General features: G+C 62.9%; 21 protein-coding genes. 8 read left to right on the top strand and 13 right to left on the bottom strand.

Annotated features, from left to right (window positions below; translation table 11 throughout):
- Position 1: 1 nt before the first annotated feature.
- The 3 genes from ACNFBR_RS15155 to ACNFBR_RS15165 form a co-directional block, all read right to left on the bottom strand.
- Positions 2-1213 (bottom strand): nitrate/nitrite transporter, encoded by a 1212-nt coding sequence (locus ACNFBR_RS15155; RefSeq protein WP_416735644.1) that lies wholly within the window; start codon positions 1211-1213, stop codon positions 2-4.
- Positions 1214-1653: 440 nt separating this feature from the next.
- The gene (locus ACNFBR_RS15160) at positions 1654-2229 is read right to left on the bottom strand and encodes an ANTAR domain-containing response regulator (protein WP_025338289.1); all 576 of its coding nucleotides are present in this window, start codon (positions 2227-2229) and stop codon (positions 1654-1656) included.
- An 11-nt stretch (positions 2230-2240) separates the two neighbouring features.
- Positions 2241-3455, bottom strand: a complete 1215-nt coding sequence (locus tag ACNFBR_RS15165; protein WP_416735645.1) for a CmpA/NrtA family ABC transporter substrate-binding protein — start codon at positions 3453-3455, stop codon at positions 2241-2243.
- Between the two features lie 138 nt (positions 3456-3593).
- Between ACNFBR_RS15165 and ACNFBR_RS15170 the strand changes: the two genes are divergently transcribed.
- Positions 3594-4619, top strand: coding sequence for a quinone-dependent dihydroorotate dehydrogenase (locus tag ACNFBR_RS15170; RefSeq protein ID WP_416735646.1), 1026 nt, complete (start codon positions 3594-3596; stop codon positions 4617-4619).
- A 97-nt stretch (positions 4620-4716) separates the two neighbouring features.
- On the opposite strand, the gene rmf is transcribed toward ACNFBR_RS15170, so the two are convergent.
- Positions 4717-4932 (bottom strand): ribosome modulation factor, encoded by a 216-nt coding sequence (gene rmf / locus ACNFBR_RS15175; protein WP_003248687.1) that lies wholly within the window; start codon positions 4930-4932, stop codon positions 4717-4719.
- A gap of 561 nt (positions 4933-5493) precedes the next feature.
- Here rmf and rlmKL point away from each other — a divergent pair.
- Positions 5494-7686 (top strand): bifunctional 23S rRNA (guanine(2069)-N(7))-methyltransferase RlmK/23S rRNA (guanine(2445)-N(2))-methyltransferase RlmL, encoded by a 2193-nt coding sequence (gene rlmKL / locus ACNFBR_RS15180; RefSeq protein WP_416735647.1) that lies wholly within the window; start codon positions 5494-5496, stop codon positions 7684-7686.
- 94 nt (positions 7687-7780) lie between these two features.
- On the top strand, positions 7781-10171 hold the full coding sequence (locus tag ACNFBR_RS15185) for a diguanylate cyclase (protein ID WP_416735648.1): 2391 nt from the start codon (positions 7781-7783) through the stop codon (positions 10169-10171).
- Positions 10172-10252: 81 nt separating this feature from the next.
- Here the strand turns inward: ACNFBR_RS15185 and dacB are convergent, their stop codons facing one another.
- The 8 genes from dacB to ACNFBR_RS15225 all read right to left on the bottom strand — a co-directional run bounded on the left by dacB (position 10253) and on the right by ACNFBR_RS15225 (position 19237).
- Positions 10253-11710 (bottom strand): D-alanyl-D-alanine carboxypeptidase/D-alanyl-D-alanine-endopeptidase, encoded by a 1458-nt coding sequence (dacB, locus tag ACNFBR_RS15190; RefSeq protein WP_416735649.1) that lies wholly within the window; start codon positions 11708-11710, stop codon positions 10253-10255.
- Between the two features lie 199 nt (positions 11711-11909).
- On the bottom strand, positions 11910-12254 hold the full coding sequence (locus ACNFBR_RS15195) for a YggL family protein (protein WP_003248695.1): 345 nt from the start codon (positions 12252-12254) through the stop codon (positions 11910-11912).
- A 41-nt stretch (positions 12255-12295) separates the two neighbouring features.
- On the bottom strand, positions 12296-15928 hold the full coding sequence (locus ACNFBR_RS15200; protein WP_416735650.1) for a transporter substrate-binding domain-containing protein: 3633 nt from the start codon (positions 15926-15928) through the stop codon (positions 12296-12298).
- Positions 15929-15936: 8 nt separating this feature from the next.
- Positions 15937-16554, bottom strand: coding sequence for a response regulator (locus tag ACNFBR_RS15205; protein ID WP_416735651.1), 618 nt, complete (start codon positions 16552-16554; stop codon positions 15937-15939).
- Between the two features lie 283 nt (positions 16555-16837).
- Positions 16838-18169 carry a deoxyguanosinetriphosphate triphosphohydrolase gene (locus ACNFBR_RS15210; protein ID WP_416735652.1) on the bottom strand — a complete coding sequence of 444 codons (1332 nt, stop codon included), beginning with the start codon at positions 18167-18169 and terminating at the stop codon, positions 16838-16840.
- A 43-nt stretch (positions 18170-18212) separates the two neighbouring features.
- A complete protein-coding gene (locus ACNFBR_RS15215; RefSeq protein WP_416735653.1) occupies positions 18213-18542 on the bottom strand; it encodes a hypothetical protein in 330 nt (109 codons plus the stop codon).
- The gene (locus tag ACNFBR_RS15220) at positions 18539-18913 is read right to left on the bottom strand and encodes a phage holin family protein (RefSeq protein ID WP_416735654.1); all 375 of its coding nucleotides are present in this window, start codon (positions 18911-18913) and stop codon (positions 18539-18541) included. The genes ACNFBR_RS15215 and ACNFBR_RS15220 overlap by 4 nt, the downstream gene beginning before the upstream one ends.
- A 9-nt stretch (positions 18914-18922) precedes the next feature.
- Positions 18923-19237 carry a DUF883 family protein gene (locus ACNFBR_RS15225; RefSeq protein ID WP_198750075.1) on the bottom strand — a complete coding sequence of 105 codons (315 nt, stop codon included), beginning with the start codon at positions 19235-19237 and terminating at the stop codon, positions 18923-18925.
- A gap of 313 nt (positions 19238-19550) precedes the next feature.
- Between ACNFBR_RS15225 and ACNFBR_RS15230 the strand changes: the two genes are divergently transcribed.
- The 5 genes from ACNFBR_RS15230 (at position 19551) to ACNFBR_RS15250 (ending at position 22922) form a co-directional block, all read left to right on the top strand.
- Positions 19551-20759: an ammonium transporter gene (locus tag ACNFBR_RS15230; RefSeq protein WP_416735655.1), complete on the top strand. Its 1209-nt coding sequence runs from the start codon at positions 19551-19553 to the stop codon at positions 20757-20759.
- A gap of 73 nt (positions 20760-20832) precedes the next feature.
- Positions 20833-21072: a glutaredoxin family protein gene (locus tag ACNFBR_RS15235; protein ID WP_051098820.1), complete on the top strand. Its 240-nt coding sequence runs from the start codon at positions 20833-20835 to the stop codon at positions 21070-21072.
- Between the two features lie 108 nt (positions 21073-21180).
- Positions 21181-21612 (top strand): D-Ala-D-Ala carboxypeptidase family metallohydrolase, encoded by a 432-nt coding sequence (locus ACNFBR_RS15240; protein ID WP_416735656.1) that lies wholly within the window; start codon positions 21181-21183, stop codon positions 21610-21612.
- A 65-nt stretch (positions 21613-21677) separates the two neighbouring features.
- Positions 21678-21986, top strand: coding sequence for a transcriptional regulator (locus ACNFBR_RS15245; RefSeq protein WP_416735657.1), 309 nt, complete (start codon positions 21678-21680; stop codon positions 21984-21986).
- 51 nt (positions 21987-22037) lie between these two features.
- On the top strand, positions 22038-22922 hold the full coding sequence (locus tag ACNFBR_RS15250; protein ID WP_416735658.1) for a pseudouridine synthase: 885 nt from the start codon (positions 22038-22040) through the stop codon (positions 22920-22922).
- Between the two features lie 153 nt (positions 22923-23075).
- On the opposite strand, the gene ACNFBR_RS15255 is transcribed toward ACNFBR_RS15250, so the two are convergent.
- The gene (locus tag ACNFBR_RS15255; protein ID WP_104962217.1) at positions 23076-24641 is read right to left on the bottom strand and encodes a methyl-accepting chemotaxis protein; all 1566 of its coding nucleotides are present in this window, start codon (positions 24639-24641) and stop codon (positions 23076-23078) included.
- Positions 24642-24658: the final 17 nt, after the last annotated feature.

Below are 24658 nucleotides of genomic sequence, written 5' to 3' on the forward strand. Positions count from 1 at the left end.
CTCAGACTCGCGCCGCAGTGACTGCAGCCGAGCCCCAGGTGGTGCGCCAGCGCTGTTTCACACCATGCAGGCCGAACCAGGCAAGTAGGCCCAGGCTGGCGAACAGCCACAGCCCTAGCTGGTAATCGCCGGTGTGCTGCTTGATGGTGCCAAGCCCTGCCGCCAGCAGGAAGCCGCCGATGCCACCGGCCATGCCGATCAGCCCGGTCATTACCCCGATCTCCTGACGGAAGCGTTGCGGTACCAGTTGGAACACTGCGCCATTGCCAGCGCCCAGGCCGAGCATGGCGCTGACGAACAGCGCCAGTGCGGCCGCGGCAGAGGGCAGGTTGAAACCGACCGTGGCAATGCAGATAGCGGCCACGCCATACATGCCCAGCAGGGTGCGGATGCCGCCAAAACGGTCAGCCAGGGCGCCACCGAGCGGGCGCATCAGGCTGCCGGCGAACACGCAGGCGGCGGTGTAGTAGCCAGCGGTGACCGGGCTCAGGCCATACTGGTCGCTGAAGTAGCCGGGCAGGGCGCTGGCCAGGCCGATGAAGCCGCCGAAGGTGACGCTGTAGAAAAACATGAACCACCAGCTATCGCGGTCGCCCAGAGCCTTGAGGTAATCGGCCATGGCTTTTGCCTTGGGCCGTTGCGGGGCGTTGCGCGCCAGCAGGGCGAACACCACCAGCGCCAGTGACAGGGGGATCAGCGCAAAGCCGAACACATTGTTCCAGCCAAAGCCTGCCGCCAGGGCCGGCGCCAGCAGGGCTGCGAACACCGTGCCGGAGTTGCCGGCGCCGGCGATGCCCATGGCCTTGCCTTGGTGTTGTGGCGGGTACCACTGGGAGGCCAGTGGTAGCGAGACGGCGAACGAGGCACCGGCGAACCCGAGGAACACGCCTAGCAGCAGCGCCTGTTCATAGCTGTGCACGCCCAGGTGCCAGGCGGCGGCCAGCGCGACGATAACCACCACCTGGCCGATCAGGCCGGCGGTCTTGGGCGACAGGCGATCGACCAGCACGCCCATGGCAAAGCGCAGGATCGCCCCGGCTAGGATCGGCACGGCCACCATCAGGCCCCGCTGCTGTGGGCTAAGTTGCAGGTCGGCAGCAATCTGCACGGCCAGCGGGCCCAGCAGGTACCACACCATGAAGCTGAGGTCGAAGTACAGGAACGCGGCGAACAGCGTGGGCACATGCCCGGATTTCCAGAAGCTGGTACTCATCGAACACCTCACTCGGCAATGCAACGGAACGAAAAAGACGCCGCTACCCGCTCCACGGGGGTGGAGGGGAGAGCGACGTCTTTGTCGGGATTTAGGTGGGGCAACCGCCGTTGGCTACCGGTGATGTTTGTTCAGCAAGAGATGGGCCAACTGTTGGTCTGGCTTTAGATTTTCAGCGCCTGTGAGATCGAGCGCCGCCCGCGCGGCGCATCGCGAGCGAAGCTCGCTCCTACGTTTGTTTCGGGCCAGTAACGCCTGTGCCAGGCGCGCGCGACCGCCTGGTCTGTACGACGCAATACCCAGTCATGCGCCCAGGCGTTCGCGCGCAAATCCCACTGGCGTAATTGGCCCGAAACAAACGTAGGAGCGAGCTTCGCTCGCGATGCGCCGCGCGGGCGGCGCTCGGTCTCACAGGCGCTGTAAATCTCATGCCAGGCGCATCACCCCAGCATCTCGTGCATGGCAATGATCTGTTCGGCCACCTGGATCAGCTTCTGCTGGCGGCTCATGGCCTGGCGACGCATCAAGGTATAGGCCTGCTCTTCGTTGCAATCCTTCATCTTCATCAGCAAGCCCTTGGCCTGTTCGATGCGTTTGCGTTCAGCCAGTTGCTGATCGCGCGCCAGCAGTTGCGCCTTCAGTGCCTGATCACTTTCAAACCGGGCCATGGCCACATCCAGAATCGGCTGCAAACGCGCCGCATGGATGCCCTCGACGATATAGGCGCTAACGCCGGCCTGGATCGCCTGGCGCATCACCCCAGGGTCATGCTCGTCAGTAAACAGCACGATGGGCCGTGGCTGGTCACGGCTGACCAGCACCACCTGCTCCATCACATCGCGGTCCGGCGAGTCGGTATCGATCAGCACCACATCCGGGCGCACCGTTTCGACGCAGGCGGGCAGGTCGATGGTCAGGTCTGGGGCTTCGATGACTTCGAAGCCTGCCTCGCTCAATGCTGCCTTGAGGCGGCCGAGTTTGCTCTGGGTGTCGTCGATCAGCAGGATGCGCAACATGCTGGTCCCTCTCACAGGCCGACACGGGCATTGGGCTGGTCGCCCAAGGCGTGCAGGCTGAAACTGCGGGCATAGCCGTAGGGGTCGCTGCCGTCCCAGCGGGTGCCGTCGATCAGCAGGCTGCTGCGCATCGGCAGCTCCAGGCAGGCGATGCCCAGGCTTTGCGCGGCCTCGTTGTACAACCGCAGCTGCTGGACCTGGCGGGCCACATCGAGGTAGTCGGGGTCTTCGCGCAGCAGCCCCCAGCGGCGGAATTGGGTCATGAACCACATACCGTCGGACAAGTACGGCAGGTTGGCCCGCCCCTGGTCGAACAGGCGCAAGGCGTGCGGGTCTTGCCAGTGGTTACCCAAGCCGTCCTGATAGTGGCCGAGCAGGCGGGGTTCTATGCTGTCCAGCGCGGTGTCCAGGTAGGCGCTGCCACTGAGCAGTTGCGCGGTACTACGGCGGTTCTCCGGGCTTTGTTCGATGAACCGGCTGGCGGCGAGGATCGCCTTGATCAGCGCGCGGGCGCTGTTGGGGTATTGCTCGGCGAAGGCGCGCGCGCAGGCCAGGACCTTTTCCGGGTGGTCCGGCCAGATCGACTGGCTGGTGGCCAAGGTGAAGCCTTGGCCTTTGGCCACAGCGTCGGCGGCCCAAGGCTCACCCGCGCAGAAACCGTCAATGCGCCCGGCCTGGATGTGTGCGGCCATCTGCGCCGGGGGCACCACTACGCTGTCGACGTCGCGCAGCGGGTGGATGCCCTGACTGGCCAGCCAGTAATACAGCCACATGGCGTGGGTGCCGGTGGGAAAGGTCTGGGCGAACGTCAGGCGTGCGCCATGCTGGTGCACCAGGCGCGCCAGTGCTTCAGGGTTGGTCACGCCCCTGCGCTGCAGGGTCGGGGACAGGTTGATAGCCTGGGCGTTCTGGTTCAGCCCCATGAGCACAGCCATGTCGTTGGCGGGCACGCCACCAATGCCCAGGTGCACGGCGTAGACCAGCCCGTACAGGCAATGGGCGGCGTCCAGTTCTCCGCTGACCAGCTTGTCGCGTAGCCCGGCCCATGAGCCCTGGCGCTTGAGATTGAGGGTAAGGCCGTGCTGCTGGGCGAAACCTTGCGTGGCGGCGACCACGACCGACGCGCAGTCGGTCAGGGCCATGTAGCCGATGTTCAGGCTGGGCTTTTCCGGCGCGTCGCTGCCGTTGACCCAGGCCAGGGGCGTTGCTCGGGGTGCGGTGTTCACAAGGGTCCTCGCCGGTACTGATAAGGCTGTGGGCCAAACCGGTGCAACCCATGTGCCAAGCGCGCCTACGATTTACTGTCCTGCAACGCCGGTGCTGGCTATAATCGCACCCTCACTCACCCTGAGCCTTGCCCGCCCATGTATACCCTGGCCCGCCAGCTGCTGTTCAAGCTTTCTCCGGAAACTTCCCACGACTTGTCCCTGGACCTGATCGGCGCCGGTGGCCGTCTCGGCCTCAACGGCATGCTGTGCAAGCAACCGGCGGCATTGCCGGTTTCGGTCATGGGCTTGAACTTCGCCAACCCAGTGGGGCTGGCGGCCGGCCTGGACAAGAACGGCGCGGCCATCGACGGTTTCGCCCAATTGGGCTTCGGCTTCGTCGAAATTGGCACCGTCACTCCGCGTCCGCAGCCGGGTAACCCCAAGCCGCGGCTGTTCCGTTTGCCAGAAGCCACGGCCATCATCAACCGCATGGGCTTCAACAACCTGGGCGTCGATCACTTGCTCGAGCGCGTACGTGCCTCGCGCTACAAGGGCGTGCTGGGCATCAACATCGGCAAGAACTTCGACACGCCAGTCGAGCGTGCCGTGGATGATTACCTGATCTGCCTGGACAAGGTGTACACCGCCGCCAGCTACATTACGGTCAACGTCAGTTCGCCCAATACCCCGGGCTTGCGCAGCCTGCAGTTCGGCGATTCGCTCAAGCAGTTGCTCGATGCCTTGGCCGAGCGTCGCGAGCAGTTGGCCACCACGCATGGCAAGCGCGTGCCGTTGGCGATCAAGATTGCCCCGGACATGAGCGACGAAGAAACCGCATTGGTGGCCGCCGCGTTGATGGCATCGGGCATGGATGCGGTGATCGCCACCAACACCACGCTGGGCCGTGAAGGTGTCGAAACGCTGCCGTACGGTGGCGAGGCGGGCGGCCTGTCGGGTGCGCCGGTGCTGGAGAAGAGCACCCACATCGTCAAGGTGCTGGCAGGCGAGCTGGGCGGCAAGTTGCCGATCATTGCCGCCGGCGGCATTACCGAAGGCCGTCACGCTGCCGAGAAAATCGCCGCTGGGGCGAGCCTGGTGCAGATCTACTCGGGCTTCATTTACAAGGGGCCTGCGCTGATCCGCGAGGCGGTGGACGCTATTGCGGCGATGCCTCGGGCATGATCGAGGGGTGAAAAAAAGGGCCCCATCAAGGGGCCCCTGGGCCTTCGCCCGCCGCCCGGATGGGGCGTGCATGGTGAATCGAATTCAGTGTCCTCGTTCAGCCAACGGCGTGATTTTCGTTGAGTCTATGGATGCCAGCGGTGCCAGTCATTCCGTCCCAGTTATCACCGCGACCTTCACGCCAGCCGTTGATCCAGGCTTGGCGAACAGAAGGAAGATTGAAGGGGCAAAGTTCGCGGGATTTGCCGGTGACCCCGTATTGGTAGCCACGTGAATATGCTCTCTCCAACGGATCACGCTTAAGTCTTCTCATAGGGTGTTGCCCTCACTTGTTGACTGTAATGTCCCGTCGGCCTCTCCGAGGCCGGGCAGAGTCTTTCTGCCGGTTTGCGCTCGCTGCCGGCGTGGCGAGCTGAAGGTGCCGCCTCGTTGCGAAGCGGCCTGAGACCAGTTCTATCGAATGCGAGTCACGGTGTGAATGATCGATTTGTCATAAGCACGTAATCTTTCTAGTGGTGAGGGGATAAGTAAATAAATGCGACTCAACCTTGTTTAGCGTTGAGCCCGCTATGATCGGGGTTTGCCGATCATTGACGTCATTTGGCCAGCGTTGCTCGCGGATGACAGAAATAATTTGAAATGCGACGAAGGGTCACATTGGCTCGGCGATCGCCAGAATTTCTCGTACTGCCTGATGATCTAAGCTGTCTTTGCCACTTGGCCAAGCGCAAATCGATCAGGTGGCCCGGCCTCCAGTGGCACGCTTGTGTGCCAGCAAAGGTCACCCGCACGCCTGCTGGAAAGGCATGCGGGCAAACATCGCGGGGCGATGCGTTGCCTCGTCAGTCATATAGCCCAAGGCTCTGGAATACTCATGTCGGACCGTTTCGAACTCTATCTCACCTGCCCCAAAGGCCTTGAAGGCCTGCTTGCCGATGAGGCCAAGGGCCTTGGCCTTGAAGACGTGCGCGAGCACACCTCGGCCATTCGCGGCGCCGCCGACATGGAAACCGCCTACCGCCTGTGCGTATGGTCTCGTCTGGCCAACCGGGTACTGCTGGTACTCAAGCGCTTCAGCATGAAGAACGCCGACGACCTGTACGACGGCGTCAATGCAGTCGACTGGGCCGATCACCTGGCGGCTGACGGCACCCTGGCGGTGGAGTTCAGCGGCCATGGCTCGGGCATCGACAATACCCACTTCGGTGCGCTGAAGGTCAAGGACGCGATCGTCGACAAGCTGCGCAACCGTGAAGGCCTGCGCCCGTCGGTGGAAAAGATCGACCCTGACGTGCGCGTGCACCTGCGCCTGGATCGCGGCGAGGCCATTCTCTCCCTCGACCTGTCCGGGCACAGCCTGCATCAGCGTGGCTATCGCCTGCAGCAAGGCGCCGCGCCACTGAAGGAGAACCTGGCGGCAGCGGTGCTGATCCGTGCTGGCTGGCCGCGCATTGCCGCCGAAGGTGGCGCGCTGGCCGACCCTATGTGCGGTGTGGGTACCTTCCTGGTGGAAGCCGCGATGATCGCTGCCGATATCGCCCCCAACCTCAAGCGTGAACGCTGGGGCTTCAGTGCCTGGCTGGGCCATGTGCCGGCCCTGTGGCGCAAAGTACATGACGAAGCGCAGGCGCGCGCGCAAGCCGGCCTGGCCAAGCCACCGTTGTGGATCCGTGGCTACGAGGCCGACCCGCGGCTGATTCAGCCAGGGCGCAACAACGTAGAGCGTGCCGGCCTGGGCGACTGGGTGAAGATCTACCAGGGCGAAGTCAGCACCTTCGAGCCACGTCCGGACCAGAACCAAAAAGGCCTGGTCATCAGCAACCCGCCCTACGGCGAGCGTTTGGGTGACGAGGCGAGCCTGCTGTACCTCTACCAGAACCTTGGCGAGCGTCTGCGCCAGGCCTGCATGGGCTGGGAGGCAGCGGTATTCACCGGTGCGCCGCAACTGGGCAAGCGCATGGGCATTCGTAGCCACAAACAGTACGCGTTCTGGAACGGTGCATTGCCGTGCAAGTTGCTGCTGTTCAAGGTGCAGCCGGACCAGTTCGTCACGGGTGAACGCCGCGAATCGCAGCCTGAAGCCACGCAAGCTCGCCAGCAGGCTCCGCAGGCCATCGAGCCGGCGCGGTTGTCGGAAGGGGCACAGATGTTTGCCAATCGCCTGCAGAAAAACCTCAAGCAACTGGGCAAGTGGGCCCGACGCGAGCAGGTCGATTGCTACCGCCTGTACGATGCCGACATGCCCGAATATGCCCTGGCGGTCGACCTGTACCAGGACTGGGTACATGTGCAGGAGTACGCCGCGCCACGTTCGATCGACCCGGACAAAGCCCAGGCGCGCCTGCTCGATGCGTTGGCGGCTATCCCGCAGGCGCTGGGCATTTCGCCACAGCGTGTAGTACTCAAGCGTCGCGAACGCCAGAGCGGCACACGCCAGTACGAACGCCAGGCAACCGAGGGCCGGTTCCAGGAGGTGAACGAAGGGGGCGTCAAGCTGCTGGTCAACCTCACCGACTACCTCGACACCGGGTTGTTCCTCGACCACCGCCCGATGCGTATGCGCATCCAGCGCGAGGCCGCTGGCAAGCGCTTCCTCAACCTGTTCTGCTACACCGCCACGGCCACCGTGCATGCGGCCAAAGGGGGTGCGCGCAGCACCACCAGCGTTGACCTGTCGAAAACCTACCTGGACTGGGCGCGGCGCAACCTGGCACTCAATGGCTACTCCGAGCGCAATCGCCTGGAGCAGAGCGATGTGATGGCCTGGTTGGAAGGCAACCGTGACAGCTACGACCTGATCTTCATCGACCCGCCAACCTTCTCCAACTCCAAGCGCATGGAAGGCGTGTTCGACGTGCAGCGTGACCATGTGCAACTGCTGGACCTGGCCATGGCCCGCCTGGCACCGGGTGGCGTGCTGTATTTCTCCAACAACTTCCGCAAGTTCCAGCTCGATGAGCACCTGATGGCACGTTATGCCGTGGAAGAAATCAGCGCCCAGACCCTGGACCCGGACTTCGCCCGCAATAACCGTATCCATCGCGCCTGGCGTTTGCAGCTTCGTTGAACCGACGAGGTACATTGCGCGGCTAATGGCCAATAGCTATAACTGAGGGCAGGGCAAGATAATCCGCAGGACGCTGACGTGACGAGATGGGTGTATGTCAAAGTATGGCGTGCGTGCGCGGTTATTTGGCCTGTGCACAGAAGCGGTGTCCGCCTGGGTGGTGGCGCTGGTGGCGTTGGTGGCGGGCGGCCTGTTGACGGCTGCCCTGGCGCTTGCCGCGCAGACGTTCTACAAGCAGCAGCTGCGCCAGCGTTTCGAGTTGCTGGCCAGCGAACGCTCCAGCCGCATTGCCGAGCGTTTTGACGAGCAGCAGCAGCGCCTGGACGGCCTACGGCGATTCTTCAGCTTTTCCAACGAAGTAACCCTGGTCGAATTCGACGGTTACGCCCGGCCGTTGCTGCAGCGCACCTTGGCCTACGCTTGGGCGCCCCGCGTCGAAGCCGCGCAGCGCGCCGAGTTCGAGCGCCATGCCAGCGAGCATTCCGGCCCGGGCTATGTGATCCGTGACCAGGACGCACAGGGCCAGTGGCGGCCTGCGCCGCTGCGCGATCATTACTTCCCTGTGCTGTATACCCAATCCGGTGACATGCCCGGGCTGCCCTATGGGCTGGATCTCGCCGGCCAGGGTGCGGCCCAGTCAGCCCTGGCGCGTGCGCTCGGGCCTGGCAGCATAGCGGTGTCCGAACCCTTGGCCATGTACGATATTCCTTCTTATGCGCGTGGCCTGCTGATGGTGGCGCCCGTGTTTTCCGATGCCAATCCTCACGGCGCGGCAGCGGGCTATGTGATGGCCTTGTTGAGTATGCGTGAACTGGTCAGCGACGGTCGGCCGGTAGCGGCCGATGACAACCTGGTCGTGCGCATCACCGACCCGTCCGGGTTGCAAGGCCCCGAACTGATGTTCGATTCGCAGAACCCGGTTGCCCCTCTGGCGCTGGCCAGCAACCAGCTGCTGCACCTGGCCGATCACCATTTTCAGCTGAGCATCCAGCCGAGCGAGGCGTTCGTGCGGGCCAACCGCTCCTCGGCGGTGCTGGCGGTCAGTTTTCTGGGTGGGTTGTTGAGCCTGCTGCTCAGCGCGCTGCTCTACAGCCTGTTCAGCCAGCGTCAGCGCGCGCTGGCTTTGGTCGAGCAGCGTACTGCCGAGCTGCAGGTCAGTGAGCAGTCGTTGCGGGGTACCCACAACCAGCTGCGCAGTGTGCTGGATGCCGCGACCCAGGTGGCGATCGTCGCCACCAACCTCAAGGGAGTGATCAGCACCTTCAATGCCGGTGCCGAGAGGATGCTTGGTTACTCGGCCAGCGAAGCGATCGGCCTATTGCGCCTTGAAGACCTGGTGCTGCCCGAGGAACTGAGCCTGCGTGCCCATGCCTTGAGCTTGCGCTTTGGTCGGCCGATTGCCGGCGGCCAGGCGATGTTCGCCGAAACGGTGCAGGAGCATGGCGCCGAGCCTGGCGAGTGGACCTTGTTGCGCGCCGATGGCAGCCAGCTGATAGCCAACATGTTGGTTACCGCCATGCTCGATGAACAGGGTTTGTGGGTTGGTTACCTGGCCATCTGCATTGATGTCACCGAGCGGCGTAGGGTGCATGAGGCGCTGGAGGCCCGTGACCGCTTGCTGGAAAAGCTCAGCGCCGAGGTGCCGGGCGGTATCTACCAGTATCGCCTGGACGCGAACGGCCATTCGTGCTTTCCGTATGCCAGCATGGGCCTGTATGACATCTACGAGGTCGACCTGCAGCAATTGCGCGAGGATGCCTCGGTGGTGTTCGAGCGCATCCATCCCGATGACCTGGAGCGTGTGCGACGTTCAGTGCGCTACTCGGCCGAACACCTGTCACCTTGGCGAGAAGAGTATCGGGTCTGCCTGCCGCGGGCCGGATTGCGTTGGGTACGTGGCGAGGCGACGCCGGAAGTGGGCGAGCAGGGCTGTACCCTGTGGCACGGGTATCTGACGGACATCTCTGACCTCAAGGGCGTGGAGGAAGAGTTGCGGGCGCTGTCGGTTACCGATTCGCTGACGGGTATCCACAACCGTCGCTACTTTCAAGAGCGGCTCAAGGTCGAACTGGAACGGGCCCAGCGCGATGGCCTGGCGCTGGCGGTGATCATGCTCGATATCGATCACTTCAAGCGCATCAACGACCGTTTCGGCCATGCCGTCGGTGATCGCGTGCTGCGTAGCCTGTGCCAGCGTATCGGCCAACGGTTGCGGCGTACTGACGTGTTCTGCCGCTTGGGCGGGGAGGAGTTCATGGTGCTGTGCCCAGGCAGCGATGCCGAGCAGGCGCGGCTGTTGGCGCTGGAGTTGTGGCAAGGCGTACGCAATGTGCCGGTGGAGGGCGTGGGCAGGGTAACCGCGAGTTTTGGTGTGGCGGGCTGGCGCCCAGGGGAGGGCGCCGATGCCTTGTTGCTGCGGGCTGACGCAGGCGTCTATACAGCCAAGCAGGCCGGGCGGGACCGGGTGGAGGGGGAGTCGGCCTGATGGTCACCCTGTCAGTACTGGCCTCTTCGCGGGCATGCGAGAGCGGGCTTGCCCGCGAAGAGCCCGGTACTGCCTGACCGATCAGTTGGCTGCCGTGCTACCGGTCAACTTCGGCTGGCGATACAGGTCCAGCAGCACCTGGTCCAGCACCTGCGAGGCACCCCACGGTTTCGGGTCATTGAGGATCGCCGCCACCGCCCAGGTATGGCCGTTGCTGTCGCGGCTGAAGCCGGCAATTGCACGCACGGTGTTCAGCGTACCGGTCTTGATGTGCCCTTCACCGGTCATGGCGGTGCGCTTCAGGCGCTTGCGCATGGTGCCGTCCATGCCCACCAGTGGCATCGAACTCATGAACTCGGCCGCGTAAGGGCTCTTCCACGCGGCCTGCAGCATTGCGGCCATTTCTCGGGTACTCACCCGTTCGGCACGCGACAGCCCTGAGCCGTTTTCCATCACCAGGTGCGGCGCGGTAATACCCTTCTTGGCCAGCCATTGGCGCACCACGCGCTGGGCAGCGCGGGCATCGTCGCCATCGGCGTCGGTGCGGAACTGCGCGCCAAGGCTCAGGAACAGCTGCTGGGCCATGGTGTTGTTGCTGTACTTGTTGATGTCGCGGATCACTTCCACCAGGTTTGGCGAGAAGGCGCGCGCCAGCAGGCGAGCACTTTTGGGTACATTTTCGATGCGGTCGCCCCCCTGAATGCTACCGCCCAGTTCGTTCCAGATCGCGCGCACGGCACCGGCGGCGTAGGTTGGGTGGTCGAGCAGCGACAGGTAAGTCTGCGAGTTGCAGCCGTCACCCAGCTGACCGCTCACTGTCACGCTGATGCCGTCTGCCTGAGGTACCGGGTTGTAACGCACGTCGCCGGTGCACTGTTTCGACGCCACCGCCTTGACTTGGTTGTCGATGCGGATGCTGGCAATTGGTGGTTCGACCGCGATGGTGACTTTGCCGCCGTCGTTACGGGCCACGAAGCGCAGGGCCTTGAGGTTGACCAGCAGCGAGTCGGGCTTGACCAGGAACGGCTTGTTTTCATCGCCGCCGTCGTCGTTGAACTGCGGCAGGTTAGGTTGCACGAAGTGACTGCGGTCAAGCACCAGGTCACCGGTGATAGTGCGCACGCCGTTGGCGCGCAGGTCACGCATCAGCAGCCAGAGCTTTTCCATGTTCAGCTTGGGGTCACCGCCACCTTTGAGGTAGAGGTTACCGTTGAGCACGCCGTTGCTCAGGGTGCCGTCGGTATAGAACTCGGTTTTCCACTGAAAGGTCGGGCCAAGCAGTTCGAGGGCGGCGTAGGTGGTGACCAGTTTCATGGTCGAGGCCGGGTTCACCGAAACATCGGCATTGAACACGGTCGGGGTGCCGGGGCCGTCCAGCGGCAGCATCACCAGCGACAGCGCCGTGTCCTGCAGCTTGTTGGCCTTGAGCGCCTGCTGCACTTTGGCAGGCAGGGTGGTATTGACGGCGGCGGCGTGGCTGGGCAAGGCAAGTGGCAACAGCAAGCCTGCAAAAACAAGGGGACGAAGCGTTTTGATCATAGTGATTAAATACCCTGCGGCGAGGGAAAAGGGCTTTGGGGCTGTAAGAAATGATAACCCCACGACGTAAAGAGTACGCATTATGCCCCAAGCGCAGCGTCGATGCGCCACGTTCGACGGAAAAGCATCGCCAATAAAAAGGCCACCCCAAGGGGTGGCCTTTTCAACAATCAACCTTTCAGCGCGAAGCCGACAAGTCTTACTCAGCCTTGTTGATCGGCTTTTCCGGGTACCAGGCGTCCAGCAGCGGGCTGACTTCGATCTTGGTCAGTTCGCTACGGCCTTTGAGCCAGGCTTCAACGGCTGCACGCTGTTCTTCGCTGACCGAGCCACGTTTGACCGAGCACACCAGGCCGAAATCGTCACCGCCTACATAATCCAGGCCGTTGGCGTCCATGGCTTCTTCCAGGAACGCGTCGAGGAAAGCATCGATTGCCTGGTCATCCAGATCTTCCTTGAATTCCAGGTTCAGCTCGAAGCCCAATTCCTGAAACTCGTCGACACACAGCTTCTTGCGCAGACGACGGGAGCGGTTTGTGGCCATGAAACAATCCTCTTAGGTAATAACGCCGCGCAGTCTACCAGTTAACACGCCTGGCTGCCTGCCTGAGTATCTGTGCTTTGGGCCAATTCCTTGGCCAGGGCACGTTCCACTCGGCACATATGCCGTGCCAGTGCCTGGCGTCGCAGACGCACCTGGGCAGTGGGCAAGCCGTCGGCTTCAAGCGCTTCGCAGGCCGCCATCAGGTAGGGGGCTGCCAGCATGCGTGCGGCGCTGAGCACTTTGTGGGCCTGCTCGGCAATGGCGCCGCTGTCATGTTGCGGATGCAGCATCATCAAGCTGGCCAGGTCGGCCTGCAGGCTCTGCTGCAAGGCCTGCAGGAAGCGCTGGCGGTCGCGCGGGTCAGGCCCGACCACTGCGGCCAGGCCGTCCAGTTGGTACAGCTTGCGCCGGGGGCGTTGCTGGCGGCGTGGGCGAATGCCAGCCAGGTGCTGGCTGAGGGTGCTCAGGCTGATGGGCTTGAGCAGGCAATCATCCATGCCTGCGCTCAGGCACTTGCGGCGTACTTCCGGCTGCGCGTTGGCGGTATAGCCAAGGATGGTGCAGCGTGGCCGCTTGCCATGGCGTTCTTCGGTGCGCACGGCAGCCGCCAGTTGGTAGCCGTTCATGTGCGGCATGTTGCAGTCGAGTACCAGCACATCGAAGTCTCCTGCCCGCCAGGTGGTCAGGCCTTCGCGGCTATCGCGGGCGCTGGTGTGTTCCAGGCCCAGGTAGCCAAGCTGTTGCTCCATCAGTTGCAGGTTGGCCGGGTGATCATCGATCACCAGCACGTTAAGCCGAGGGTCGGGTACATCGAGGTGCTCGGGCAACGGTGCCGGCTGCGCCGCGCCATTGACCCGTTGCACTGGCATCTTCAGGCGTACCTGGGTGCCCACATCTTCCAGGCTCTTGATGGACAGGCTGCCACCCATCATTTCGCAGAGATTGCGGCAGATGGCCAGGCCCAGGCCGGTACCTGCGCGGGCGCCCTGGCTGTGCGGGTTGGCTTGGATGAACGGGTTGAACAGGCGTTGCAGGTCGTCAGCGTGAATGCCAATACCACTGTCGCGCACTTCCAGCTCCAATACCGCAGGCATACCGGTGTCTCCATCCAGCAGGCTGACACCGATGCGCACCTGGCCGTGCTCGGTGAACTTGATGGCGTTGCTCACCAGGTTGGACAGCACCTGCTTGAAGCGCAGTGGATCGAGCAGGACGTGGTTGCGTGCGGCGGGGGCGATCATCACCTCCAGGGCCAGGCCTTTTTCTCGCGCCTGCCCCTCGAAAATGCGCCCCACCGATTCGATCAGGTCCGCAAGGTCGACCACTTCAGGCGCTAGCGACAAGTGCCCGGACTCGATGCGCACGATGTCGAGGATATCGCCGATCAGCCCCAGCAGGTCCTTGGCCGAATGGTGCGCCAGTTCCAGCGCACCGCGGTCCACTCGGCCCTGATCGGCGCGTTTGACAGCCAGTTCGAGCATACCGATGACGGCGTTCATCGGTGTACGGATTTCGTGGCTGATGGTGGCCAGGAACGTGCTTTTGGCGCGGTTGGCATCGTCGGCCTGCTGCTTGGCCTGGCGCAGTTCCATGACCAGCTGGCGGCGATCACTGATGTCGATCCAGCCACCGATGATCCCCTGTACTTCGCCCAGGGAGTCGCGGTACGGCAAGATCCAGTGGTAGATGGTCAGTTCACGGCCTTTGATCCGCAGCGGACGGTCCTTGATCAGCGGTGAGCCCGCGGCCATGACTTTCAGGTAATCAGCCTGGATCTGCCGAGTCTGCTCGCCATCGGCGAACAAGCTGCCGTCCAGTTGCTTGCCGATAACCTGATCGGAACGGGCCTGCACAGCTTCGAGGTAGCTGTAGTTGCAACTTTTCAGGCAGCCCTCGCGGTCGCGTACATACATCGGGTGGGGCGTGCCATTGAGCAGGGCGCGCATGAACGCCAGTTGGTCGTTCAGCGCGCGTTCGGCATGCTGGCGCTGGCGAATCCGCAGGCGCAGGCGGGCGTTCCACAGCAAGGCCAGCAGCAGAAGCAGAGCCGTACCCAGCACGACCTGCAGGGCAAGGCGGCTGTAGCCCTTGGCGCTGCTATCCGCGTGCCGGCCAAAGCCGCGCCAGCGGTTGTTGATCACCCCCAGTTCCTCTGGCGAGATGCTCAGCAGTGCCTTGTCGAGGATCGACACCAGCGCCGGTGAGGGGGCGGTGGTGGCCATGGCGAAGTTGACCGGTTCGCTGCCGACCGAGCTGCGGATCACCAGGTCGGGGTTGCTGGCCAGGATGTGGTTGGCATCGATCAGGGTGGTGATCACCGCGTCCACGGCGCCGCTGTTGAGCAATGCCGTGGAGTAGAACGCACTTTCGGTCTCGACCCAGCCGACGTGTGGATGGTACCGCGACAGCATGGTGTCCATGGCGCTGTAGCGGGTAATGGCGATGCGATGTCCTTGCAGCTGTTCCAGCGAACTGGACGCAGGGTTGTCCTTGCGACTGACCAGCACATAGGTACTTTCCAGGTAGGGCCGGCTTAATTGCAGGTTGTCCTTGGCCACCTCCGTGGTAGCCAGTGCAGCGATCACATCTGCACGGCCATCCTTCAAGCGGGCAATCATGTCGGCAATGCCGCTGGCGCGCTGCACTTCGAAACGCAAACCGGTGCGCAGGCGAATAAGCTCCAGCAGGTCGGCGGTGATGCCGCGAAAATGCCCGGCGTCGTCGAAATAGGATAACGGGGCTGCTGTGTCGTCGATGACCACACGCATCACCGGGTGATCCCGCAACCATTGCGCCTCGGTTTCGCTCAGTTGCAGGTTACGCTCGCTCAACAGCAGGTCGCTGCCTGCGCTCCAGCGCTTGAAAATGCTGGCACGCAGGGCGGGGGTCTGGCTGTCGAGGATGGCGTTCACCATCTCCATCAGCAGGGTGTCTTGCTGGCGCAGGGCAAAGCTGAAGCCGATGGCTTTGTGCTTGCCGAAGTTGGCCATGCGCAGACGCGGCAGATGGCCGCGGTTGAGCAGGTAGTGCGTAGAGATGGTGTCGCCGATGAATACGTCGGCCTGGCCGAACGCCACGGCGTTCAGTGCCTGGCTGGACGATCCGAAGGCCAACAGCTCGGCCTGGGGGTAGGCGCTGAGCACTTCCTGTCGGGGCAAATAGTGGTAGAGCATGCCCAGGCGCATGCCGGTCAAGTCCAGGTCCTGCGCCCGGTTTTCGTCTTCACGCGTTACCAGTACCGGTTGATCGATGGCATAAGGCTGGGAAAGCGCCACGCCGTCGTTGTTCGCTTCGTAACCATTGGCGCTGCCCAGCAGGTCGATATCGCCGTTCCTGAGCGCCTCCACCGCTGCCTGTCGGCTGGCGAATCGCAGTACCCGTACAGGCAATTGCAAGGCCTTGCCGATGAGGCTTGCATAGTCGGCGGTCAGGCCCTGGTAATCGCGGCCGCCACTGGTGATGTCGAAGGGTGGGTAGTCGGGTGCCGACGTCCCAAGCACCAGTTCCTGGCGGCTTTGCAGCCATTGCCGTTGTTCGGCCGTGAGCAGGGGCTGGGCTGGAGGGGCCGATGAGCGTGCCAGCAACGTAAAGGACGAGGCTTCGAGAAAGGTAGCCTGTGCCGCGCTGCTGAACAGCAGCAGAGCGAGCAGCAGGCGGGCGAGAGGACGGGCCATCACCACCTTCAGACCAGTGCGTTGCGCTTGGCCATCTCGATCAGGTCGACCAGCGTATCGACCTGTAGTTTGTGCATCAGGCGTTTCTTGTAGGTGCTGACAGTCTTGCTGCTGAGGAACATGCCGCTGGCAATTTCCTTGTTACTGCGGCCTTGGGCGAAGAGCTGCAGTACCATCAGTTCGCGATCATTTACCTGGCGGAAAAGTTGCAGGTCGGTATCGATCGCCTGGTTGTGCTTGATGGCCTGGCTGGGGAAATAGTTATAACCGGCCAGTACGGCCTTGATAGCACTGAGCAACTCGCTCAGGTCTTCCTGCTTGCACACGTAACCTGCGGCACCCGAATGCATGCAGCGTACGGCAAACAATGCCGGGGACTGTGCTGTCAACACCAGCACCTTCGTGGGAAGTGCCATGGCCTGAAAGCGGGCAAGCACCTCCAGGCCGTCTAGCTTGGGAATGCTGATGTCGAGGATGACCAGGTCGGGGTTGCTCTCGCGGATCATTTGCATGGCATCTACGCCGTTGTCCGTCTCGCCGACAATCTTGTAATTCTGGTTTTCCAGCAGCATACGGACGGCCAGGCGAATGACCGGATGGTCGTCAACAATAAAGATGGAGTGCATGTTCAACTTCCCTGCGATCGATTGAGGGTGACAGGTGGCACCTTATCGCAGTTAGAAGTCGTCGGGCATGGAAAGAAGGGCTGTTAGCGCTATATGGGAAACGGCTTACAAGATAAAACAAAACGGGCTACGAAGTCGGCGTGTTTAACGCAGTGCCGAAGCACGGTTTGCAACTTTCCAGTGATATCTACACGTGTTGTTTAGACTGCCGTCAGTATATGTAGGAAGTTTCCTGCAATCCGCAGTGCAGCGCTGGGCCGAGCCCAGGCTGCACCGGTGAGGTTCAAGTCGGGCTGGAGCGCCCGGTCATTTCCCGGGCCATTTCGCTGGCATAGCTGTCGGTCATGCCGGCGATGAAGTCGATCATGCGCAGGAAAGCGCTGTGCAAGGAGGCGTGAGGGTCTGGCGCATTGTTGCCGATCAGGTCCAGCACCCGGCGGCTCTTGAACGATGGTGTGCGCCCGCCGTGCTGCTCGAGTGCCGCACCGCAGAAGGTATTCAGCAGAATCTCCAGGGTGGTGTAGGCGCCAATTTCGTGCAGGGTCTTGCGCTTGTCCTGGAAGATCTTGTTGCGTGCCATGTCCTTGGCCTGCAACACACAGCGTTTGGCCGGGCCGTGCATGTGCTCGACCAGGTCACCCGCCAGTTGCCCGGCCAGCAATGCCTGCTGCTGTTCGACGAAAGCGTGGGCGGCGGCGTTGGTCAGGTGTTCGATGGCCTTGCCACGCAGGATTGCCAGTTTGCGCCTGCGCGAGTCGCGTGGGCCGAGCTGGCGGTACGTTTCCGGCAAGTCCTCGCCGACCAGGTCGAGCAACAGCGCTTCGACTTCGGCGTATTGCAGCAGCTCCATTTCCAACCCGTCTTCCAGGTCGATCAGCGCGTAGCAGATGTCATCGGCGGCTTCCATCAGGTACACCAATGGGTGGCGCGCCCAACGCTGGTGCTCCAGTTGCGGCAGGCCGAGCTTGCGGGCAATCTGCTCTAGCAGGGGTAGCTCGCTCTGGTAGCTGCCGAACTTGTGCTTCTTGTAGCCCAGGGCATCGGCATGGCGGGCGCTCCAGGGGTACTTGAGGTAGGTGCCAAGGGTGGCATAGGTCAGCCGGGTACCACCGTCGAACTGGTGGTACTCCAGTTGGGTCAGCACGCGAAAGCCCTGGGCATTGCCTTCGAAGTTGAGGAAGTCGGCCCGCTCGTCGTCGCTCATGTCATCCAGCCAGCCACGCCCGGCGGCCTGCTGGAACCAGTGGCGAATGGCGTCTTCGCCGGAGTGGCCGAATGGCGGGTTGCCGATGTCGTGGGCCAGGCAGGCCGACTGCACGATCATCCCCAGGTCACTGGGGGCGCACCAGTTCGGCAGGCTGTCGCGCAGGGTTTCGCCGACGCGCATGCCCAGCGAGCGACCGACGCAGCTGACCTCCAGCGAATGGGTCAGGCGCGTGTGGATATGGTCATTGCTGGAAACCGGGTGCACCTGGGTCTTGCGCCCGAGGCGGCGGAAGGCACCGGAGAAGATGATGCGATCGTGGTCTTTGTGGAAGGGGCTGCGACCGAGTTCATCGGCGCTGTACAGGGCTTTGCCCAGGCGTTCGCGGGTAAGCAGGGTATGCCAGTCCAAGGCGCGGTCTCCTGTAATTCGAAGGCACCAGCATACCCTGTATTCAGGGGCGGCGGCTGCCTTGCAGGTACAGGCGTACCAGTGGCAACAGGCTGGTGCCCAACCGTACCAGGCGCGCCAGGTTGCCGCTGCGTACGCCCTTGCCGGTGAGGAAACCCAGCGCCACCACGGCACCTATGCCCCACAGGGGCGCATGCTTGATCCCCAGGCCTTCGTGCAGCGAGCTGCCCATGCCACGCACGCGGCGCAGCGGTTCGAGCAACTGCCCGGATTCGTGGCGAATTTGCTGGCGGTGCATCTCCATGCGCAGGCGCAGCAGCGCCTTGCGCAGTTCACGCGGGTTCCGCGTATTCGGCAGTTCAGGCAGGCTCATGGCAACAGGCGCTCCCGGTCCTTGGCAAGTTCTTCGAGGGTGGCGCCAAAGGGCGATGACTCGTCGAACACCGCCGCCTTAAGGCGCACACCGCAATACAGGGCGGCAATGCCATAGAACACGCACAGGCCGATGATGCCAGCCAGTCGATAGCTGTCCCACAGCAGCACCAGCAGCAGCCCGGAAAGTGCCGTCAGCAGCAGCAGGGCGAACACCAGCGCCAGCCCGGCGAACAGCAGCAGGCTCAGGGTTCGGCCTTTCTGCTCCTGCAACTCGATGCCGAACAGCTCGATATGACTGTGCAGCAGCCCCAGAATGGCCGCGCCCAGGCGCCTGCCCGAGGCGCCTGTGGCGTTGGCTTCGTTCTCCATGGGAACCCCTTAGCGCCGGTTGGCCAGCAGGCCGATCAACAGGCCGACGCCGGCCGCGATGCCGATTGCCTGCCACGGGTTTTCCTGTACGTACTGCTCGGCACTGCCCAGCGCCGCCTGGCCGCGTTCACGCACCGAGTCCTGGGTCAGTTGCAAGGTTTCACGGGCTTGGGCCAGGCGGTCGTGAATCTGTTCGCGCAATTCGTCGGCCTGGTCACCGGCCAGATTGGCAGTGTCGGCCAGCAGCTTCTCGGTGTCGCGCACCAAGGCCTGGAAGTCAGCCATCAATATCTCTTGTGCAGTCTTTGCCGATTTGCTGGCCATGGGTCTCTCCCTGTGGATGTGTGTTGGTAATTCGAGTGACAGCACGCGCGGAAGGTTCAAGTGTTGGTGCTGGTATGGGCCTTGCTATGTCTTTGCCACGTTGCAGGGCGCCTCTGGCGGCTCATGCGCCTATTCAGGGCGTCAACGCAGCGAATACCGATAAACCTTAACCCAATCCACGACAAACCGAAGAAAAAACCACGCAGGCTTCGCCCGGCTCACCGAAGCAGGGCAGGGGGCTGGCACCGATTCGGTGCAGGGATGCAGGTTTTTGAACTGTCCTGGTGCCTTTTTCAGCAGGTCTGCCTATTTCATGGAAAACATGCACAGCGCGATGGACTCCCTGGTCCACGGTTCCAATACCCTGTTCATCCTCATGGGCGCCATTTTGGTGCTGGCCATGCACGCCGGCTTCGCGTTCCTCGAAGTGGGCACGGTGCGCCACAAGAACCAGGTCAACGCCTTGTCGAAGATCCTCAGCGACTTTGCCGTTTCGGCGCTGGTGTACTTCTTTATAGGCTACTGGATCGCCTATGGGGTCAACTTCTTCCAACCTGCGGCAACGCTGGCTGCCGACCATGGCTATGCGCTGGTCAAGTGCTTTTTCCTGCTGACCTTCGCGGCGGCGATCCCGGCGATCATTTCCGGGGGTATTGCCGAGCGGGCGCGCTTCGTTCCGCAACTGTGTGCCACGGCGTTGATCGTGGCGTTCGTCTACCCGTTCTTCGAGGGTGTGGTGTGGAACGGCAACTTGGGCGTGCAGGCTTGGCTGCAGGCCCGTTTTGGTGCGCCGTTCCATGACTTTGCCGGGTCCGTGGTGGTGCATGCCATGGGCGGCTGGCTGGCGCTGGCGGCGGTGCTGTTGCTGGGCGCGCGCCGTGGGCGCTACCGCGATGGCCGGCTGGTGGCGTTTGCGCCATCGAGCATTCCCTTCCTGGCACTGGGGTCGTGGATCCTGATCATTGGCTGGTTCGGCTTCAACGTCATGAGCGCCCAGACCTTGCAGGGCGTCAGCGGCCTGGTGGCGATCAACTCGCTGATGGCCATGGCCGGTGGCACCCTGTCGGCCTTGCTGGCCGGGCGCAACGACCCCGGCTTCTTGCATAACGGGCCGCTGGCCGGGCTGGTGGCGATTTGTGCCGGCTCCGACCTGATGCACCCGATTGGCGCACTGGCCACCGGCCTGGTGGCGGGTGCGTTGTTTGTCTGGACCTTTACCGCGGCGCAGAACCGCTGGAAGATCGACGACGTACTCGGCGTATGGCCACTGCACGGCTTGTGCGGTGTATGGGGCGGCATTGCCTGCGGTATCTTCGGCCAGGTGGCGCTGGGCGGCATGGGCGGTGTCAGCCTGGTCAGCCAGCTGCTGGGTAGCCTGATGGGCGTGCTGGTAGCCTTGGCTGGTGGCTTTGCCGTCTACGGCACAATCCGGACGCTGCACGGTTTGCGCTTGAGCCACGAGCAGGAGTTCCAGGGTGCGGACCTGTCGCTGCACCGTATTGGCGCCACTAGCCAGGATTGAGCCAGGTCAGGTGCATGACGCGGGCGACGGACCTAGAATAGGTTTCTCTGCATGCCAACCCGGGACCTGCCCCATGCTGCCTGAATGCCAATTGTTCGGCACCCTCGGCTGCCACCTGTGCGAAGTGGCCGAAGCTGTGCTGATGCCTTTCGTCGATCACGGCTTGCTGGTGGAGCTGGTCGACATCGCCGAGAGCGAGCCCTTGTTCGAGCGTTATGGCCTGATCATCCCGGTGCTGCGGCGCTGCGACAACGGCGCCGAGCTGCACTGGCCGTTCGATGCTGAACAGGTGGTGGCCTTTCTTGGGCAATGAGGGCAACGGAGGAGTTGCAACCCTGCTCCATGGCCAGTGAAGCGAGCTGATGATCAGGTGCCGGTGCACGGGCGCCGGTAACCATCACCATCATCGGAATAGCTCGCCATGTTGATTACTCCCCATTTCACGTTCGATGAAATGACCGTCTCCCAGCTCGCCGCCAGGGACGGACTCGCCAACACCCCGCCCCCTGAAGCCAGGGCCAACCTGCAATTGTTGTGTTGTGCGCTGGAGCAGGTCCGCGCCTTGTTCGACGCGCCCATCATCGTCAGCAGTGGATATCGCAGTGAAAAGATCAACCGGCTGATCGGTGGCTCATCGAACAGCCAGCATGTGCAGGGGCTGGCGGCGGACTTCACGGTAATCGAGATCAGCCCGCGCGAGACTGTGCGGCGGATCAGCGAAAGTACCGTACCCTTCGACCAACTCATCCTGGAGTTCGACAGCTGGGTGCATCTGTCGGTGACCCGGGGCGCGCCGCGTAGGCAGGTGCTGACCATACGCAAAGGCAGTGGCTACATGGCGGGGCTGCAATGAAGCGCATTGACGGCGCCAAGGGGATATTCGTATGCTGTATATAAATACAGTATCGAGGTAAAGCCATGCTCAACGTCGAGCAACTCAAGTACAGCGTTAACCGCATGCCCGTGGAGCGGGTGGCCGACGCCGTTCTGGAACTGCGCCTCGAAGGCCTGGTGACTGACGACCGCACACCGTTCGGCAAAGTCCACTTCAATACCTGCTTCGCCGAGATCGAGGCCTTGTTCCAGCGTGCCGGTTACCACCGCGGGCTGGATGTGGTGGGCTATCAGGGGTTGCTCTATGCCCTCTATGACCCTGGCCGCTGGGAGCCGGTGCAGGTGTTGCGCTGGCTGAAGGAACGCAGCGAGGCGACAGCCCAGGCTGGTTGAGGGCGCGGGCTTGGGCGATAATGCGCGGCCGTGAACGTTTCGAGCCCTGCCATGACCGCGCCCTTCGACCCCGCCCGCCAGCAAGCCAGCACGGTGTGCCTGCCACCCGGTAACTGGGCGACGGTACTCGATTGCTTGTGTGACCATTTCAAGGCCATTGATCGCGCCCAGTGGCTTGACCGCTTTGCCCGTGGCCGGGTGCTGAATGCCGAGGGGCAGGCGGTTGGCGCCGAGCTACCTTACAAGCGTGGCATGCGTTTGCACTATTTCCGTGAAGTGCCGAACGAACGGCCGATCCCGGTGCAGGAAGTGGTGCTGCATGTGGACGAGCACCTGGTGGTGGCGGACAAACCGCATTTTTTGCCGGTGACGCCGACGGGTGAATACGTCGAGCAGACCTTGTTGCGCCGCTTGATCCGTCGCCTTGGCAACCCGCACCTGGTGCCGTTGCACCGCATCGACCGGCACACCGCCGGCCTTGTGCTGTTTTCCGCCAACCCGGACAGCCGCAGCGCCTATCAGCGCTTGTTCCCCGAACGGCGTATCGACAAGCGCTACCAGGCCATTGCCGCCGCCATGCCACAGCATGAATTCCCATTGGTGCACAAAAGCCGCCTGGTGCATGGCGAGCCGTTTTTCCGCATGCATGAGGTGGAGGGCGAGGCTAACAGCGAAACCCTGGCCGAAGTACTGGAGAAGAACGGTGGGCTGTGGCGATATGGGCTGTCGCCGGTAACTGGCAAGACCCATCAGTTGCGCGTGCACATGGCGGCCTTGGGGGCGGGGATCAGCAATGACCCGTTCTATCCGCAGCTACTCAACCAAGAAGATGACTATCAGCGGCCGCTGAAACTGCTGGCGCAGAGCTTGAGTTTCGAGGACCCGCTGAGCGGTGAAACGCGTTATTTCGAAAGCCGCTTGCGGTTGGACTGGTAACGCTGTAACTCGGATTCACTCGGTCGCTGTAGGAGCAGCCTTGTGCTGCGAAGAGGCCGGTAAGGCCAAAGAATGTCTTTGCCAGTTACGGCCTCTTCGCAGCACAAGGCTGCTCCTACAGGGTGATGCGGTGGCCTGAGCAGGGTAAGCCCGTTAGCGGTTGAACCGCTCCACCAGCGAATACTGGCTGCCCGCCGTGCTGGTCAGTTCTTCGCTCAGCAGTGCCGAGTGCTGCGCTTGTTCGGCGGTCTGGTCAGCCAGTTCGGCAATGGTGCTGATGTTGCGGCTGATCTCGTCAGCCACAGCGGTCTGCTCCTCGGTCGCTGCAGCAATCTGCGTGGCCATGTCGGTGATGTTGGCGACCGCTTCGCTGATTCCCACCAGCGCCTCGTCAGCCTGCATTACCCGATCGACGCCTTCCTGCGCCTGGCGGTGGCCGGTTTCCATGGTCAGCACGGCGTTGCTGGCGGTTTGTTGCAGCTTGGCGATCAGGCCGTGGATCTGCCCGGTGGATTCGGCGGTACGCTGGGCCAGCTGACGCACTTCATCGGCCACCACGGCAAAGCCACGGCCCATTTCACCGGCACGCGCGGCTTCAATGGCGGCATTGAGCGCCAGCAGGTTGGTCTGGTCGGCGATGCCTTTGATCACATCGACCACGCCACCAATCTCGTCGCTGTCCTTGGCCAGTTGGGTAACCGTCTGGCCGGTCTCGCCCACTGCCGCCGACAGGCGTTCGATGGCTTCGCGGGTTTCCCCGGCAATCTGCCGGCCCTGACTGGTCAGGCGGTTGGCTTCCTGGGTGGCATCGGCAGTGCGTTGCACGTGGTTGGCCACTTCCTGGGTGGTGGCGGCCATCTGGTTTACCGCGGCGGCGACCTGCTCGGTCTCCACCCGCTGGCGCTCCAGCCCCGAGGAACTCTTGTGCGCCAGGGCATCGGACTGGCGCGCTTGGTCGCTGAGGTGCTCGGCACTGTCCTGCAGGCGGGTCAGGCAGGTTTTCATGCGCGCGTCCTGGCTGAGCATGGCCATTTCCAGGCGCGCCTGCACGCCACGGCTGTCGGTGAACATCTGCGCGATCAGCGGGTCGGAGGTGGTTTGTTCGGCCAGGCGCAGCAGGCGCTTGAGTCCGCGCTGCTGCCAGCTCAGGCCGAGCAGGCCCAGCGGTACGGACAGCCCGGCGGCCAGGGCGAAGCCCCAGGAATGCCCCAACCAGTTGCCGATCAGGAAACCCACCTGGCTGATCAGGATGAACGGCAGCCAGTCCTGCAGTACCGGCAGCCACTTGTCGCGGCGCGGCACTGGCGGCTTGCCCTGGTTGATGCGCTGGTACAGGGCTTCGGCGCGGCGAATTTGCTCGGCGGTGGGCTTGACCCGCACTGACTCGAAGCCGACAACCTGGTTGTTGTCGAAGATGGGCGTGACGTAGGCGTTGACCCAGTAATGGTCGCCGGACTTGCAGCGGTTCTTGACGATACCCATCCATGGCTGGCCCTGCTTGAGGGTTTGCCACATGTGGGCAAACACGGCAGGCGGAACGTCGGGGTGGCGTACCAGGTTGTGCGGCGCGCCCGTCAGCTCCTCGCGGGTGAAACCACTGATCTCGATGAAGGCATCGTTGCAGTAGGTGATCACACCCTTGGCATTGGTGGTGGAGATCAACCGCTGCTGGGCAGGGAAAGTCCGTTCTCTCTGGGTAATCGGCTGGTTGTTACGCATGGGTTGATAGTCCGCAG

It is taken from the genome of Pseudomonas sp. NY11955, assembly GCF_048068035.1.
Lineage (GTDB): Bacteria > Pseudomonadota > Gammaproteobacteria > Pseudomonadales > Pseudomonadaceae > Aquipseudomonas.

Coding starts and splice junctions, on each gene's coding strand:
- ACNFBR_RS15155 (WP_416735644.1), bottom strand. CDS start 1,213: ATGAGTACCAGCTTCTGGAAATCCGGGCATGTGCCCACGCTGTTCGCC.
- ACNFBR_RS15160 (WP_025338289.1), bottom strand. CDS start 2,229: ATGTTGCGCATCCTGCTGATCGACGACACCCAGAGCAAACTCGGCCGC.
- ACNFBR_RS15170 (WP_416735646.1), top strand. CDS start 3,594: ATGTATACCCTGGCCCGCCAGCTGCTGTTCAAGCTTTCTCCGGAAACT.
- rmf (WP_003248687.1), bottom strand. CDS start 4,932: ATGAGAAGACTTAAGCGTGATCCGTTGGAGAGAGCATATTCACGTGGC.
- rlmKL (WP_416735647.1), top strand. CDS start 5,494: ATGTCGGACCGTTTCGAACTCTATCTCACCTGCCCCAAAGGCCTTGAA.
- ACNFBR_RS15185 (WP_416735648.1), top strand. CDS start 7,781: ATGTCAAAGTATGGCGTGCGTGCGCGGTTATTTGGCCTGTGCACAGAA.
- dacB (WP_416735649.1), bottom strand. CDS start 11,710: ATGATCAAAACGCTTCGTCCCCTTGTTTTTGCAGGCTTGCTGTTGCCA.
- ACNFBR_RS15195 (WP_003248695.1), bottom strand. CDS start 12,254: ATGGCCACAAACCGCTCCCGTCGTCTGCGCAAGAAGCTGTGTGTCGAC.
- ACNFBR_RS15200 (WP_416735650.1), bottom strand. CDS start 15,928: ATGGCCCGTCCTCTCGCCCGCCTGCTGCTCGCTCTGCTGCTGTTCAGC.
- ACNFBR_RS15205 (WP_416735651.1), bottom strand. CDS start 16,554: ATGCACTCCATCTTTATTGTTGACGACCATCCGGTCATTCGCCTGGCC.
- ACNFBR_RS15215 (WP_416735653.1), bottom strand. CDS start 18,542: ATGAGCCTGCCTGAACTGCCGAATACGCGGAACCCGCGTGAACTGCGC.
- ACNFBR_RS15220 (WP_416735654.1), bottom strand. CDS start 18,913: ATGGAGAACGAAGCCAACGCCACAGGCGCCTCGGGCAGGCGCCTGGGC.
- ACNFBR_RS15225 (WP_198750075.1), bottom strand. CDS start 19,237: ATGGCCAGCAAATCGGCAAAGACTGCACAAGAGATATTGATGGCTGAC.
- ACNFBR_RS15230 (WP_416735655.1), top strand. CDS start 19,551: ATGGAAAACATGCACAGCGCGATGGACTCCCTGGTCCACGGTTCCAAT.
- ACNFBR_RS15235 (WP_051098820.1), top strand. CDS start 20,833: ATGCTGCCTGAATGCCAATTGTTCGGCACCCTCGGCTGCCACCTGTGC.
- ACNFBR_RS15240 (WP_416735656.1), top strand. CDS start 21,181: ATGTTGATTACTCCCCATTTCACGTTCGATGAAATGACCGTCTCCCAG.
- ACNFBR_RS15245 (WP_416735657.1), top strand. CDS start 21,678: ATGCTCAACGTCGAGCAACTCAAGTACAGCGTTAACCGCATGCCCGTG.
- ACNFBR_RS15250 (WP_416735658.1), top strand. CDS start 22,038: ATGACCGCGCCCTTCGACCCCGCCCGCCAGCAAGCCAGCACGGTGTGC.
- ACNFBR_RS15255 (WP_104962217.1), bottom strand. CDS start 24,641: ATGCGTAACAACCAGCCGATTACCCAGAGAGAACGGACTTTCCCTGCC.